The organism is Agarivorans sp. Toyoura001, assembly GCF_005405585.1.
Lineage (GTDB): Bacteria > Pseudomonadota > Gammaproteobacteria > Enterobacterales > Celerinatantimonadaceae > Agarivorans.
Genome location: NZ_BJEQ01000008.1, coordinates 19,031 through 32,872 on the forward strand (window position 1 = coordinate 19,031; position 13,842 = coordinate 32,872).

At 44.6% G+C, this 13,842-nt stretch carries 14 protein-coding genes and 1 pseudogene; 5 read left to right on the forward strand and 10 right to left on the reverse strand.

Translation table 11 applies throughout. The features are described from left to right. Window positions 1-32: 32 nt before the first annotated feature. From FFR00_RS11100 to FFR00_RS11120, 5 genes and pseudogenes are all read right to left on the reverse strand, one after another. A complete protein-coding gene (locus FFR00_RS11100; protein ID WP_137673471.1) occupies window positions 33-221 on the reverse strand; it encodes a hypothetical protein in 189 nt (62 codons plus the stop codon). Between the two features lie 153 nt (window positions 222-374). After that, window positions 375-2,210, reverse strand: a complete 1,836-nt coding sequence (gene glmS, locus FFR00_RS11105; RefSeq protein WP_137673472.1) for a glutamine--fructose-6-phosphate transaminase (isomerizing) — start codon at window positions 2,208-2,210, stop codon at window positions 375-377. A gap of 25 nt (window positions 2,211-2,235) precedes the next feature. Then, window positions 2,236-3,000 (reverse strand): DeoR/GlpR family DNA-binding transcription regulator, encoded by a 765-nt coding sequence (locus tag FFR00_RS11110; RefSeq protein WP_137673473.1) that lies wholly within the window; start codon window positions 2,998-3,000, stop codon window positions 2,236-2,238. Window positions 3,001-3,070: 70 nt separating this feature from the next. Beyond that, window positions 3,071-3,940: pseudogene (locus FFR00_RS11115) on the reverse strand (sterol desaturase family protein). Between the two features lie 18 nt (window positions 3,941-3,958). Beyond that, on the reverse strand, window positions 3,959-5,038 hold the full coding sequence (locus FFR00_RS11120) for a DUF2804 domain-containing protein (RefSeq protein WP_137673474.1): 1,080 nt from the start codon (window positions 5,036-5,038) through the stop codon (window positions 3,959-3,961). 329 nt (window positions 5,039-5,367) lie between these two features. Here FFR00_RS11120 and FFR00_RS11125 point away from each other — a divergent pair, with 329 nt between their 5' ends. Beyond that, window positions 5,368-6,720, forward strand: a complete 1,353-nt coding sequence (locus tag FFR00_RS11125; protein ID WP_137673475.1) for an MFS transporter — start codon at window positions 5,368-5,370, stop codon at window positions 6,718-6,720. A gap of 120 nt (window positions 6,721-6,840) precedes the next feature. Further along, on the forward strand, window positions 6,841-7,035 hold the full coding sequence (locus FFR00_RS11130; RefSeq protein WP_137673476.1) for a hypothetical protein: 195 nt from the start codon (window positions 6,841-6,843) through the stop codon (window positions 7,033-7,035). 66 nt (window positions 7,036-7,101) lie between these two features. Here FFR00_RS11130 and FFR00_RS11135 read toward each other — a convergent pair whose 3' ends face one another. The 5 genes from FFR00_RS11135 to FFR00_RS11155 all read right to left on the reverse strand — a co-directional run bounded on the left by FFR00_RS11135 (window position 7,102) and on the right by FFR00_RS11155 (window position 11,040). Further along, window positions 7,102-7,599, reverse strand: a complete 498-nt coding sequence (locus tag FFR00_RS11135; protein WP_137673477.1) for a DUF1456 family protein — start codon at window positions 7,597-7,599, stop codon at window positions 7,102-7,104. 137 nt (window positions 7,600-7,736) lie between these two features. Further along, window positions 7,737-8,729, reverse strand: coding sequence for an ABC transporter substrate-binding protein (locus tag FFR00_RS11140; RefSeq protein WP_235836210.1), 993 nt, complete (start codon window positions 8,727-8,729; stop codon window positions 7,737-7,739). A gap of 76 nt (window positions 8,730-8,805) precedes the next feature. Beyond that, window positions 8,806-9,783, reverse strand: a complete 978-nt coding sequence (locus FFR00_RS11145; RefSeq protein ID WP_137673479.1) for a glutathione S-transferase family protein — start codon at window positions 9,781-9,783, stop codon at window positions 8,806-8,808. A gap of 25 nt (window positions 9,784-9,808) precedes the next feature. Then, window positions 9,809-10,648, reverse strand: coding sequence for a pirin family protein (locus FFR00_RS11150; RefSeq protein WP_137673480.1), 840 nt, complete (start codon window positions 10,646-10,648; stop codon window positions 9,809-9,811). Window positions 10,649-10,656: 8 nt separating this feature from the next. Further along, complete coding sequence (locus tag FFR00_RS11155) at window positions 10,657-11,040, reverse strand: DoxX family protein (protein WP_137673481.1); 384 nt, start codon at window positions 11,038-11,040, stop codon at window positions 10,657-10,659. Window positions 11,041-11,186: 146 nt separating this feature from the next. Here FFR00_RS11155 and FFR00_RS11160 point away from each other — a divergent pair, with 146 nt between their 5' ends. The 3 genes from FFR00_RS11160 to FFR00_RS11170 all read left to right on the forward strand — a co-directional run bounded on the left by FFR00_RS11160 (window position 11,187) and on the right by FFR00_RS11170 (window position 13,736). Further along, entirely contained in the window at window positions 11,187-12,131 is a 945-nt protein-coding gene (locus FFR00_RS11160; RefSeq protein ID WP_137673482.1) for a LysR family transcriptional regulator, read from the forward strand. A gap of 207 nt (window positions 12,132-12,338) precedes the next feature. Then, window positions 12,339-13,274: an SPFH domain-containing protein gene (locus FFR00_RS11165; protein WP_137673483.1), complete on the forward strand. Its 936-nt coding sequence runs from the start codon at window positions 12,339-12,341 to the stop codon at window positions 13,272-13,274. 3 nt (window positions 13,275-13,277) lie between these two features. Further along, complete coding sequence (locus tag FFR00_RS11170) at window positions 13,278-13,736, forward strand: NfeD family protein (RefSeq protein ID WP_137673484.1); 459 nt, start codon at window positions 13,278-13,280, stop codon at window positions 13,734-13,736. Window positions 13,737-13,842: the final 106 nt, after the last annotated feature.

Sequence of the window (13,842 nt, forward strand, 5' to 3'; positions counted from 1 at the left end):
TTGAGTGTCGAGTTAAACGCCTTGATAAATATTTAGTGCGACAAACTCATATATTTTTCAAATTTCGAGTTAATAGTTCTGAGTTGTGTATTAAACCATTTTTTGTAAGGAACCAAGTTCTGACCATTAGATTGAGCTTTTCCATCTTCAACCCATTCATTCGCGTCTACTGTACGAGTCCAAATTTCATCGACATAAGCTTTGATTTCATCATCAAACAAAAATTCAGCCCCTTTTGTACCAGCAATAAACTTATCACGCTGTGACAGATCAACGCCTTAGTGCAATTTCCTACAGTGGAGACAACTCAAGACAATAAAAAACCCTGCAGCGTTTACCACTGCAGGGCTTTGAAGTCTTAATTAGGTTTGTGCCTATTCCACTGTAACAGCTTTAGCTAAGTTACGTGGTTGGTCTACGTCGGTGCCTTTAATTAGCGCTACGTGGTAAGACAACAGCTGTAGAGGCACGGTGTAAAGTACTGGCGCTACTAACTCGTCTACATGCGGCAATTCTAATACGCGCATGGTTTCGTCACTGCTAAAGCGGGCGTTTTGGTCTGCAAATACATACATTTGGCCGCCACGTGCGCGTACTTCTTCAACGTTTGATTTAAGCTTCTCTAGCAACTCGTTATTTGGTGCAACAACCACTACCGGCATATCGGCGTCAATTAACGCTAATGGGCCGTGTTTTAACTCGCCTGCTGCGTATGCTTCTGCGTGAATGTAAGAGATTTCTTTAAGCTTAAGCGCCCCTTCCATTGCAATTGGGTATTGGTCACCACGTCCTAGGAACAAGGTGTGCTCTTTATCGGCAAAATCTTCCGCCAACTTTTCAATAATTTCGGAAGTGGCTAATACCTGCTCAACCTTGGCTGGCAGTAATTTAAGCTCGGCAATTACTTCTGCTTCACGCTCGGCAGTTACGCGGCCTTGTAAGCGGCCAATACCTAAAGTAAGTAGCAATAGCGCCACCAACTGAGTAGTAAAGGCTTTTGACGATGCTACGCCAATTTCTACGCCAGCTTTAGTCATAAAGGCTAGGTCTGATTCACGCACTAGCGATGAACCTGGTACGTTACAAATGGCCAAGCTAGACATATAACCGAGCTCTTTAGCAATACGCAGCGCGGCAAGTGTATCAGCCGTTTCACCTGATTGAGACAAGGTAACAAACAAGCTATTTGGACGAACTACCGATTGGCGGTAACGGAACTCGGAAGCAATTTCTACGTTACAGGTTACGCCAGCCACAGCTTCTAGCCAGTAGCGAGCAACCATGCCTGAGTTGTACGAAGTACCACAGGCAATAATTTGCACATGTTCTACTTTAGATAGCAGTTCGGCGCCGTTAGGGCCAAACTCTTCAATATTCACACCATTTGCCGAAACACGTTGATCTAGCGTTTGGCGTAATGCACTTGGCTGTTCAAAAATCTCTTTTTCCATAAAGTGACGGAAACCGGCTTTACCGCCGGCATCGTGCTCTACCGTAGACTCGGTAATTTCACGCTCTACTGGCTCACCGTTTAAGTCAAAGATTTCTGCGCCAGCGCGCGTCACTTCGGCTACGTCGCCTTCTTCTAGATAACTAAAGCGGCGAGTAACAGGCAACAATGCCAGTTGGTCTGATGCAATAAAGGTTTCGCCAATACCGTGGCCAATCACTAGTGGGCTACCAGAACGAGCAACAACAATACGCTCAGGGTCGTTCTGATCTAGCACTACTGTACCGTAAGCACCTTCCAGTTGAGGTACTGCGCGTTGTACTGCTTCACGCAGTGAGCTAGCGGTTTTTAGTTCGTGGTGAACCAAGTGAACAATCACTTCGGTATCGGTTTGCGAGGTAAAGGTATAACCCAAGCCACGTAGTTTTTCACGTAACTGGTCGTGGTTTTCAATAATACCGTTATGTACTACCGACAAAGTATCACTAGAGATGTGTGGGTGAGCATTTACTTCACTTGGCTCGCCGTGAGTCGCCCAACGGGTATGTGCAATACCAATGGCACCATTTACTTGTGATTCGCTTACTGCGTCAGATAGCTCTTTCACTTTACCTAAACGACGCACACGTTGCAGTTCACCCGCAGCGTTAATTACCGCAACACCGGCAGAGTCATAACCGCGGTATTCTAAACGGCGTAAGCCTTCTACTAAAATTTCAGCAATGTCACGTTGAGCTACTGCTCCTACAATTCCACACATAGTTCTTCTTTCCTTGTCGGTAAATTTATTTCGCTATAACCAGATTAACGCCTTGAGCACGAATTTGCTCGGCGATGGCTGGGTCTAACTGATTGTCTGTGACTAAAGTTGAAATTTTGGACCATGCCAACTCTAGATTATGAATTCTGCGGCCAATTTTATTGGATTCGGCCAATACCACGACTTCTCTTGCAACTTCTGCCATTACTTGGCTTAAACCCACCAGCTCATTAAAGGTAGTGGAACCACGCGCTACATCAATACCATCGGCACCAATAAACAATTGGTCGAAGTCGTAAGCGCGCAATACTTGCTCGGCCACTTGGCCTTGAAACGCCTCTGAATGGGTATCCCACGTGCCACCGGTCATCAAAAGGGTGGGCTCGTTTTCCAGCTCACGTAAGGCACCTGCGATGCTTAAAGAGTTAGTCATTACCACTAAACCTTCTTTGCCAGAGAGCTCCGGTAGCAAAGCCGCGGTAGTGCTGCCGCTGTCGATAATAATGCGATTATGGTGGCGTATTAAACCGGCAGCCGATTGCGCAATCGCTTGTTTTTGCTCTGAAACTTGTTCTTCATCGGGTTCGTTGATCAACTCTTTAGGAATAGGCACAGCCCCGCCATAACGCCTTAGCAACAAGCCATTTGCTTCTAAACTCGCTAAGTCCTTTCGAACCGTAACTTCTGATGTTTCAAAAGAGTGAGCGAGCTCGTCAACCTTTACTTCACCGAGTTCGGCAAGCTTTTCTAAGATTAAGCGACGACGCTGTTGGGTGTTTCGTTTGATCATATTACCAATGGTTAAGTTTCGAATCGAAACTTATTATAGTGAAGCGAAACTTAAGATCAAGGTTGAAATGTTAATGTTTTGATTTTTCTGCTTGCTTGGTCGGCGGGGCAAATAAAACACGCCAGCGTTGTTTAAACGATAAACCCATTACGTTCACTTCTTTAAGCATTGTTCGCCACTCTTTAAAGGTCACGACCAGGGGATTAAAGCTATTGATTGGCTGAGTGATGCCGTATTCAACCGCTTACTGTTCCTTCTCAAAACTGCCAAACAATTTATCCCAAATAATAAAAACGCCAGCATAGTTTTTATCAATATATTGCGGGTTGCGCCCATGATGCACCCGATGGTGTGATGGAGTATTAAATAGCCACTCCAAAGGCCCTAAGCTTTTAATGGCTTGGGTATGCACAAAAAACTGTAAACCTAAATTAAGCAGCACCACAAAAACCACCCATTTAGGATCAAAGCCAATAATGACCAAAGGCAACCAAAACAGCCACATACCGGCTAAGGGGTACATTAAGCTTTGCCTAAACGCGGTACTAAAATTCATATTCTCGGAACTGTGGTGTACTACATGCGCAGCCCACATCCAGCGTACTCTATGGCTAGCGCGATGAAACCAGTAGTAGCAAAAGTCTTGAGCCAGTACCAAAGCAACAAAACTGAATACGTTCATTTCTATTTCAAAGAGTCGCCAAGCAAATAGCATTAAATACAGCTGGCTAATCAACAAACCGGTAAGTAAATCGCTGAGCTGATGCATACCGGCTAACACAAAGTTGCACAGCACTTCTGTAGGTTTGTAACGGGCAGACTCCGCCAAGTGCTGGCATCTATCCCCCCAATACCACTCTGCCACCATGCATAGAACAAACAGCGGCGCGAGCACCAACAACAAATATTCTGGGTGGCTAATAAGTATAGTAACATCCACGGATAACTCCTTATTTAGCTACCAGCGCGCAAAATGGTCTTCGCTTAAGCCCAGCACTTTATCTAAGCGATGCTGCTGACCGCATTGATCCACAAGCACTCCACTAAAATGCCCAATGTATTGGCGAAAGTTACTCTTTAACAACCAAAGATTGAGCCGTTCTTGGCGGCAATTGAGCGGGCTGAAATGTAAATCAATGCGCCCATCTGCTGAGTAGATATGCCAATCTATAGGTGCTTGCTCGCTGCCACTGGCTGGCACTCTGGTGAACTCAAAATGAACTGGGCCTAGCAGCTGCTTTTGTCCGTCTATCCACAGTACATTTTCGTTAAAGCCGGTTTCGTTTACGCCTGCTGCGAGGTTTACTCCCAAACACACATCGTTTAACTGAGCCGATATGCTTGCCCAGCGCCAGCTAGTTTCACGGCGCATATACCCAGCCGAGAAATCGTAACCGGCCAGAGCATCATTTAAGTGTTGGGCTTCTCCATTTATGCTTAAATTGCCGCTAACGCACAAGGCATTATGTTTTTGGGTGTATGTCCAACCGTTATAAGCAGTGGGGCTACACATAGCCATAACTTGATCGGAGTGCTGACACACTAGCTCTAATTCAGCACTTAAAAATGGCGTTTCTACCGCCAGCTGCCATTGGCCATTTTTGATAGTAATACTGAGAGTGTTTTTGCCATTAATGTAAGCGCGGCTGTTCATGCTACTGGGCTCGGTGCCATAAGCCAGTCCGTAGGGCTTTAACCAACTCACTTCTTGCAAGGTTTGCTTAGCAATGTTGTACACATAACAAAAGCCACTGCCTAAATAGCGAATGTCGGCAATCGCAAAACCCAAAATGTAGTGGGCAGTTTTTACGCTAACAAATTGAAATTGCTTGTAGTGAAAATGCTTCGCCCAGGCTGAAGCAGGTTTATCCATGCTGCTTAAGTATTGGAACTCTGCCAAACCAAGCTGCGCTATTGGCTGATTAAATTGACCATATTGCACCTTACCCGAATCATCAATTAAGCAATGAGGCGCTGCTTTCGTTTCAATCTCTCTCAAGTTTTCTTTCAACACCGCACGCTCACCATTACAAATCATTAACATTTACTTAGCTAAGCAGATATTGAGTAAACATTCTAAAATTGTTATTCAAGTCTGTGAGCGAGCTAGCAGCATCGGCGAGGTTGTTCTGTTGCTTTCCCTAATTAATCTGCCAACAGTCAAAAATACAGAGCATTTATTCACCAAACCCTCACGAGGCAGCCCAAAACACCAATAAATGTGACAATGAAAACACTTTCAACCTTTATTGTGATCTAGATCGTGCAAATTTTGTGGATCAAGTCACCTTTTGTATTCACAATCCAGCCAGATTTTTTAGCATCTAGTTTTACTAGGTAAACACCCTCCCAGCAGTAAGTCAGTTTATGAACACAAACAAACCTAAATTACGCTTTTGGCAAATCTGGAACATGAGTTTTGGATTTCTTGGTATTCAATTTGGTTTTGGTTTACAAAATGCCAACGTAAGCCGAATCTTTGAAACGCTTGGCGCTAGCATCGACCAAATCCCTATTCTTTGGTTAGCCGCTCCTGTTACCGGTTTACTCATTCAGCCAATTATTGGTTACATGAGTGACCGCACCTGGAATGGCTTAGGCCGCCGCCGTCCGTATTTCTTAGCAGGCGCGATTATGTCGTCGCTGGCCTTAATCATTATGCCTAACTCACCTTACCTGTGGATTGCCGCCGGTATGCTGTGGATTTTAGATGCGTCGATCAACATCTCTATGGAACCATTTCGCGCATTAGTGGCTGATAACCTACCTAGCGAACAACGTACCCAAGGTTTTGCCGTTCAAACCTTCTTTATTGGTGTAGGTTCGGTTATCGCTTCGGCCATGCCTTACGTGCTAGCCAACTGGTTTGGCATTGCTAATACAGCGCCAGAAGGGGTTATTCCGCCGTCGGTTAAAATCTCGTTCTACGCTGGTGCCGTAGTGTTTTTTGGTGCTGTTTTGTGGACAGTGCTAAAAACCAAGGAATACAGCCCAGAAGAAATGGAGCGTTTCGAATCAGCCGAGCCTGAGCAAGAAAGCGGAGATGGTTTTGCCGCGGTATGGGCCGATGTGAAAAAAATGCCTGCCACCATGCGCCAATTGGCCGTGGTACAGTTTTTCTCATGGTTTGCTTTGTTCGCTATGTGGATTTACACCACCTCAGCAGTAACCAGCAGTGTTTATGGCGCAACCGATACTTCTTCAGCCTTATACAATGAAGGTGCAGACTGGGTAGGTTTATGTTTTGCGATGTATAACGGTGTTAGCGCTTTAGCCGCCTTTGCCTTACCTTGGCTAGCTGCTCGAACTAGCCGTAAAGTCGTTCATGCTTTATGTTTAACGCTGGGCGGTGTAAGCCTTGCTGGCATGTACTTCATTAACGATCCTAAAATGCTAATGATTAACATGGTTGGGATTGGTTTTGCTTGGGCGAGTATTTTATGTATGCCATACGCTATTTTAGCCGGTTCGTTACCGAGCAAAAAAATGGGCTTCTTCATGGGTGTATTTAACTTCTTCATTGTTATCCCACAAATTCTAGCGGCTGGTATATTAGGTTACTTTACCCGTGAATTCTTTGGTGGCGACTCAATGATGGCCTTAGTACTAGGTGGCGCATCTATGGTGGTAGCCGCGGTTGTTACTTTAGGTGTTACCGACCAAGATGACCCACAACTTGCCAACGACGACAGTAACGTAAATCAAGCGCAAACCGCTTAGTTTACGCAACAGGCGAGGGTTATCTCTCGCCTATTTTTACTCTCTACTACTCCGCTTTAAGATCTAAACCCTGCCAGTAAACGTAACTATTGTTGAACCTTTACCATGAGGAATCAGCACATGAGTGACCATACCTTTAAAGTTGGAATGAACTGCATCTACGAGAATGGCGAAGCCGTAATTGATAAGTTAGATGAAGTTAATCGAGTAGCCCTAATTCGCGACCAACACACTGGCAACCTGCATACTCGGCACACCTACGAGCTTTATCCAGACGATGCCCAGTTTCATAGTGACAGCGATACTTACTACTAAATTTAGCAGGTTCAAAAACTGAAAAGCCGAGCATTGCTCGGCTTTTTAATCTGAATAACGGGAAGCTTATTCCGCATCCCACTCAAAGTCTGGAGCTTCATCTGGGTTGGCGCGATACTTTAATTGCATACCATGTAGGAAGTTACGCATAACTTGGTCTTTACACAAACGGTAATGTTTGTGGTCAGATTTGCGGAAAAATGCACTTAGCTCATGCTTGCTAAGTTGAAAACCGGTTAAGCCTAATACATCCAACATATCTTCTGCTTTTAGGTTTAAAGCAATTTTCAGCTTCATTAGCATAATGTTGTTGGTTAAGCGTTTTTCAGGCTCTGGTTGAGCACCTTCGCGCTTGCCACGTTTGTCGTTGATTAAACCGTTTAAGAAAATGGCTAAGGTTTTATCGCTTAAATTTTTGTAAGCGGAATCATCTTCTTTTTTTAACCAATCACTTACTTCTGCGCGGCTCACTTTCAAATCAGCTTGGGCGAAAATGGCAATCATCTTGTTATCGTTGAAGTTAAAGCAATAGCGAAGACGGCGAAGAATATCGTTATTAGTCATGCAAAAGTCCTGAATCAAATAGAAGGGCAGTCATGCTGCCTTAAAAACCAGCAGGAGTTTACGCGATAGTGAATCAAGTAGATAGGCTAATTCCTGCTTATTTATTGAGCGTAGTCAAAGGCTAACACTTAAGCGAGTTAGTCTATAAATATGGCTTTACTATTAATGCTGTCCGGTAGCGTTATGTTATAACGCTCTAACTGACTGCGACTGAATAAATAACGGCCTTTTTCTCCGGTTTTAGGCCCAAGACTATGCGGCACCACATTAGTGGTTAAAATGGTATGTGCTAGCTCTGCGGCTAGCCTCCCTTGCTCAAAACCAAATAGCACTAAACCACCAATGGCTTTATCTTTTCCTATGGAAAAATCCCAGAAACCAAAGGGTGGAACAGAGGTGTTTTTTGCCGACCACGCTATCACTTGCTCGGCAGGAACATGCTTATTCTTATCGTCTCTTAGCGTATGATATAGGCCAAATACAACCGCATCAAACCCCTCTTCCTCTAGATGATTAATACTATCTTGCCACTCGCTCCAAGAGCTCATCAAGCGTAATTCAAGCTTTATCCCAGACACATTTACTTGGGTATTTCCGCCAAATGTTTCTTTTAATACGGTTTTGGAGGTGGTGCTATCGTCAAACAGTATTAACATCCGCTTAGGCGGCTCATTCATAAACGTACTCACCGTGGCCACAGTGCGCTTTATTAATGGCCGCTCTAACACTCCAGTTATATTTTTCCGCTGGTGAACATGATAACTACGGGGATTATTGTTAATGCCTAAATACACCACTGGTAGCTTGGTTTTAGCAAACCTTGGACCTAGGTATTTAAGCGCGTTATCGTCACCGAGTATCACGAGATCTGGCTTTAGGTCTAGGTAACGCTGCCACGCCATTTCTCCGCGGCTACGATGACGTGAACTGGGGATCCGTTTGGTATCCATTTGAAAGTAACTGAGTTGGTAGTCGTCGGCCAATACCGACTCTAAGCCTTTAATGTAACTTTGGTCCCATGCGTATTCCTGATGATAGCTTTCAATCACCAAAATATGGGGCTTAGCCATTGCTACCAGCGGCAGTAGCAACAATAAACTAATAGTGAATAAACGGCTCAACTTTGTCACTAAGCATCTCATTAATAAGCACTAAACCTAAGTATAGTCAATGCCAATAACCGACACTGACTATTCATTTTCCAGTTTACAAGTGATCTCGCTGGTGGGCTTTATTTAAGTATAAAATAGGCCCGACAGGTACCACCCTAGTAGGATTAACCATACCATGGCTTTGATAATAATGGCGTTTGATATGTTCAAAATTGATGGTTTCAGCGATCCCCTCTATCTGATAAAGCTCACGCATATAAGCATCAATATTGGGGTAATCAACAATACGTTTTAAATTACATTTAAAATGCCCTACATAGACCGCATCAAAACGGATCAAGGTGGTGAATAAACGCCAATCAGCTTCGGTGAGTTGCTTGCCGGTTAAGTAACGCTGTTTAGCTAAGATCTGCTCAATAAAATCTAAGCTTTCGAATAAAGGATACAAGGCCTCTTCGTAAGCTTCTTGAGTAGTCGCAAAACCTGCTCTATATACACCATTATTTACGCTGTGATAAATACGCTGATTAAGCGCCTCAATCTCTGCACGCAGGGCTTGCGGGTAATAATCACCGGCTTTAGCGCCAACGTCATCAAAGGCTGAATTAAACATGCGAATAATGTCGGCAGATTCGTTGGACACAATAGTTTGCTGCTGTTTGTCCCACAATACTGGAACCGTTACTCTGCCGCTATAGTTGGCATCTGCTGCGGTATACACTTGGTGCATAAACTCCGCCTGATTAATTGGGTCACTCACCACTCCTTCACCAGGGGCAAAAGTCCAGCCGTTCTCACCCATAAACCAATGCACCACCGAGTAATCAATCATCTGCTCAAGGCCTTTGAGTTTGCGAAAGATCATAGTGCGATTAGCCCATGGGCAAGCATGCGATACATACAAATGATAACGACCCGCTTCTGCCTTAAAACCCTCTTTACCACTAGGGCCAGCGCTACCATCGGCCGTTACCCAATTGCGAAATTGCGCTTCACTGCGTACAAAGCGCCCTTTGTTTTCTTTGGTTTCGTACCACTTATCTTGCCATTTGCCATCAACTAATAGACCCATTATTTACTCCTAAAATTGTTCGCGACTAAAATTTGTTGTTTTGAAAATCATCAAAGGCCTGTAGCACTTCTTCACGCGTATTCATTACAAATGGCCCGCCCCAAGCGATCGGTTGATTAATCGGTTCTCCGGTTACCACTAACACTCGGCTAGCCTGCTGGCTCTGTAAACGTAGCTCATCCCCTTCGCTAAGCACTCCAAGCTGGTAAGCCTTAATCGCTTGTTTGCTTTGGCCAATGGTCACTTCACCTTCAATCACATAAACAAAGCCATGATGATGTGTTGGCAACGCTAGATTTAGGTCAGCACTTTCCACCAAGCTTATATCTAAATAACTGGCCGCTGTTTGCTGGGTTTGCACCGCTCCCTTAATGCCGTTCGCCAGCTCGCCTGCTACTACCCTTATTACGTTGCCTTGCTCGTCTTGGCTCACTGGAATTTGCTCGGCACTTAATTCTTGGTAACCCGGCGCTGACATTTTGTGCTCGGCAGCTAAGTTAACCCAAAGCTGAAAGCCCTTAAGCAAACCATTTTCTTGTTCTGGCATTTCTGAATGAATCACCCCACGCCCGGCATTCATCCACTGCACGCCACCCGCTTCTATCACACTCTCGTGGCCAGCATTATCTTTGTGGCGCATTCGGCCATTAAGAATATAGGTTACCGTTTGAAATCCCCGGTGAGGGTGCTCGGGAAATCCCGCTAAATAGTCGTCAGGCTTATCCGATTCAAAGCAATCCAGCATTAAAAAAGGATCTAAGTGCTTAAGCTGAGCGTTACCTAGCATTCGCGTCAGTTTTACCCCTGCGCCGTCGCTAGTGGCTTGGCCAGCCACCACTTTCTCTAGCTGTCTCGAGTTCTGCATATGTCCTCCTAAGCTCTACGGTTATCGAGTGAATATGCACCCGCGCCATGAGCGACGAGCAATAAAAAACCACCAGCGATAGCAACATTTTTCATCAACATAATCATTTGAATTTGATCGTCAGGATTAAAGTGAAATAACAACCCACTTACTACGCTAAAACCGGCTAACAAAAAAGCAATCGCACGGGTTTTCCAGCCCACTAAAATAGCTAATCCGCCCACTAACTCAAGCGCAATCACCAACGGTAATAACATGCCAGGTACTCCCATTGCCTCCATGTAAGCTTGGGTGCCGGCGTAGCCAGCAATTTTCCCGTAACCCGACACAATGAAAATTAAGGCCAGTAATAAACGGGCAGTTGGTTGGCTAATTTGTTGTAGTGCGTTCATAACATTATTCTCCTGGTAATTTGGGCTTAAGCCCAATGCTTGAGAACAGATTAGTGTTGTTTTAATAAGCAATAAACCGTGCAATCGGCAATTCATTGTTCCTATAATGGCAACAATACTTTGATACAAAATAAAGGAAGATAGCCGTGGGCCAATTAGAAGAGATGCAAGTCTTTGTGCGGGTGGTTGAAGCGGGCAGTATTAGCCGTGCCGCAGAGCAATTGGGTGTGGCCAAGTCGGTGGTGAGTCGTCGATTAAGTGCCTTAGAGCAGCGGGTGGGCAGCAATTTAATGCAACGTACTACGCGCAGTTTAAGCCTAAGTGACAGCGGCCAGCAATTTTATCAACGTAGCTTAGTCATCCTTGATGAAATTGCTCAACTTAACCAAGAGGCCAGCTGCCAAGAACACACTCTAAGCGGCAGTTTGCATATTGCGGTGCCTTTATCCTTTGGTTTGGCTCACTTAAATAGCGCGTTTGATACCTTTATGCAGTTGCACCCAGGAGTGAAACTAAAAATTAGCTTAGCCGATAGCCAGCACGATTTAGTGGCAGAGGGCATTGATATCGCCTTGCGGATTGCTGAACTAAAAGACTCCAGCCTTAAAGCGCGCAAAATTACCCCGATCAACTTTGTATTAGTCGCTGCCCCGCATTACCTAAACAAACATGGCCGTCCTAAACATGCCCAAGATTTAGCTGAACATCAAATACTGCACTATAACCATCGTCCAGCGCCGAGTTGGCAACTAATAGACCAACAGGGCAAGCAACATAATGTTCATTATCAGCCGCATATTAGTGCCAACAATGGTGATTTTTTAGGGGACTTAGCCATTGCAGGCCACGGTATTGCGCTTGCGCCTAATTTTATTGCATGGCAAGCAATTGCCAAGGGGGAATTGGAGGTAGTGTTACCGCACTATAGTTTGCCCTCGCTGTTTGCATGGGCAGTCTATCCCAATACTCGCCATTTGCCGCAACGCAGCCGAGTAATGATAGATTTTCTCAGTGAACGCTTTGGTTTAAACCCTTATTGGGATCAGGCCTTAAACCAGCATTTAGCGTCGTTAAATGACGCTAAACAGTAAAGCCAATCTATTTATCCTTGGCTTTACAACCGCAATCACTTATCTATCAAAAAGCGCTGTATTCTATGCAGTTTTTATGATTACCTTGCAGCTCAATAATAATTGACCCTGGCGAGCATTCTGCGTCATCAGCGGTCCATATAAATGCCCTAGTGTAACGACCTATTCGCGATACAAATTAGTTTTTTAACTGGTAAGGAAAGTGTTATGCCAATTGTTTTTGATTACTTCTTCACGGTGCAAGTTGCGCTACTGATTTTTGCACTGTTCGTGCTTAAATCCTCGATTAAATTTGTACCTCAAAATGAAGCGTGGGTGATTGAGCGTTTCGGTAAATATCAGTCAAGCAAAGAAGCCGGATTAAACTTCCTCATTCCAATGATTGACCAAGTATCAGCTCGTCGCTCGCTAAAAGAGCAAGCTTACGATGTGCCTAGCCAAGCGGCAATTACTAAAGACAATATTTCATTGTCGGTAGACGGTGTATTGTACTTTCGCGTACTTGACCCATACAAAGCTACTTACGGCGTAGAAGACTACGTGTTTGCGGTAACTCAACTAGCACAAACCACCATGCGTTCAGAAATTGGTAAAATTGAGCTGGATAAAACCTTTGAAGAGCGTGATGCGCTTAACGCCAAAATTGTTACCCAAATTAACGAAGCATCGGCTTCTTGGGGTGTAGCAGTATTACGTTACGAGATTAAAGACATTACGCCACCGGCTTCAATTATGGATTCAATGGAATCGCAAATGCGCGCCGAGCGTGAACGTCGTGCTAAAATTCTGGAGTCGGAAGGTGAAAAAGCTGCTGCCATTAATATTGCTGAGGGTGAAAAACAAGCCCGCGTATTACAAGCAGAAGCAGAAAAACGTGAGCAAGTACTTAGCGCAGAAGGTGAAGCCGAAGCCATTATTGCAGTGGCTAATGCCCAAGCTAAAGCCATCACTACGGTGGGTGAGTCAGCAGCTACACCTGAAGGCCAAAAGGCGATTCAATTAGATCTTGCCACTAAGGCGATTGAAGCCAAACATGCCATTGCTAAAGAATCGAGTGTAGTATTGTTACCGGATAGCAGCACCGAAGCAGGCTCGCTAGTAGCTCAAGCTACCACCATTCTTAATACGCTAAATAGAGGCTAAACCATGGCTGAATTGTTTGCCAATCACATTCCGCAAATCTTAATTGCACTGGGCATTGTTCTACTCACTGTTGAAGTAGTGATTATTGGTTTTGCCACGTTCATTTTGTTTTTTGTAGGCTTGTCGTTGGTAATCACCGGCTCACTGATTTGGTTAAACATACTGCCCGATACTTGGAATAGCATTTTGCTCGCCAATGCAGTGTTAAGCTCGTTGTTAGCAGGCGTATTGTGGAAACCAATGCGCAAGTTACAAAATAGCTCAGACGATAAACAAGTGAGTAGCGATTTTGATGGTCACCGTTTCTTCTGTCACCAAGAAATTGATAAGCGTGGTTTAAGCACTTACAAACACTCTGGCATTAGCTGGACCTTAAAGAGTGAACACACCATCGCAGCAGACACCGAAGTAGAAGTAGTGCGCGCAGAAGTGGGCACCTTTTGGGTGAAAACAGTCGACTAATAACCCTAGAGCCCAGCGTTAAACTGGGCTTCTATTTACGCCGCCATTAATGCAAAGCCCTATCGAGTGTGCTTAACTAGCTATAGTTTCTTTGCATATAGGTTTC

What these genes read in the sequence shown, in the direction of transcription:
- glmS (WP_137673472.1), bottom strand. Translation starts at nt 2,210, where the DNA reads ATGTGTGGAATTGTAGGAGCAGTAGCTCAACGTGACATTGCTGAAATT.
- FFR00_RS11110 (WP_137673473.1), bottom strand. Translation starts at nt 3,000, where the DNA reads ATGATCAAACGAAACACCCAACAGCGTCGTCGCTTAATCTTAGAAAAG.
- FFR00_RS11120 (WP_137673474.1), bottom strand. Translation starts at nt 5,038, where the DNA reads ATGATTTGTAATGGTGAGCGTGCGGTGTTGAAAGAAAACTTGAGAGAG.
- FFR00_RS11125 (WP_137673475.1), top strand. Translation starts at nt 5,368, where the DNA reads ATGAACACAAACAAACCTAAATTACGCTTTTGGCAAATCTGGAACATG.
- FFR00_RS11130 (WP_137673476.1), top strand. Translation starts at nt 6,841, where the DNA reads ATGAGTGACCATACCTTTAAAGTTGGAATGAACTGCATCTACGAGAAT.
- FFR00_RS11135 (WP_137673477.1), bottom strand. Translation starts at nt 7,599, where the DNA reads ATGACTAATAACGATATTCTTCGCCGTCTTCGCTATTGCTTTAACTTC.
- FFR00_RS11145 (WP_137673479.1), bottom strand. Translation starts at nt 9,783, where the DNA reads ATGGGTCTATTAGTTGATGGCAAATGGCAAGATAAGTGGTACGAAACC.
- FFR00_RS11150 (WP_137673480.1), bottom strand. Translation starts at nt 10,648, where the DNA reads ATGCAGAACTCGAGACAGCTAGAGAAAGTGGTGGCTGGCCAAGCCACT.
- FFR00_RS11155 (WP_137673481.1), bottom strand. Translation starts at nt 11,040, where the DNA reads ATGAACGCACTACAACAAATTAGCCAACCAACTGCCCGTTTATTACTG.
- FFR00_RS11165 (WP_137673483.1), top strand. Translation starts at nt 12,339, where the DNA reads ATGCCAATTGTTTTTGATTACTTCTTCACGGTGCAAGTTGCGCTACTG.
- FFR00_RS11170 (WP_137673484.1), top strand. Translation starts at nt 13,278, where the DNA reads ATGGCTGAATTGTTTGCCAATCACATTCCGCAAATCTTAATTGCACTG.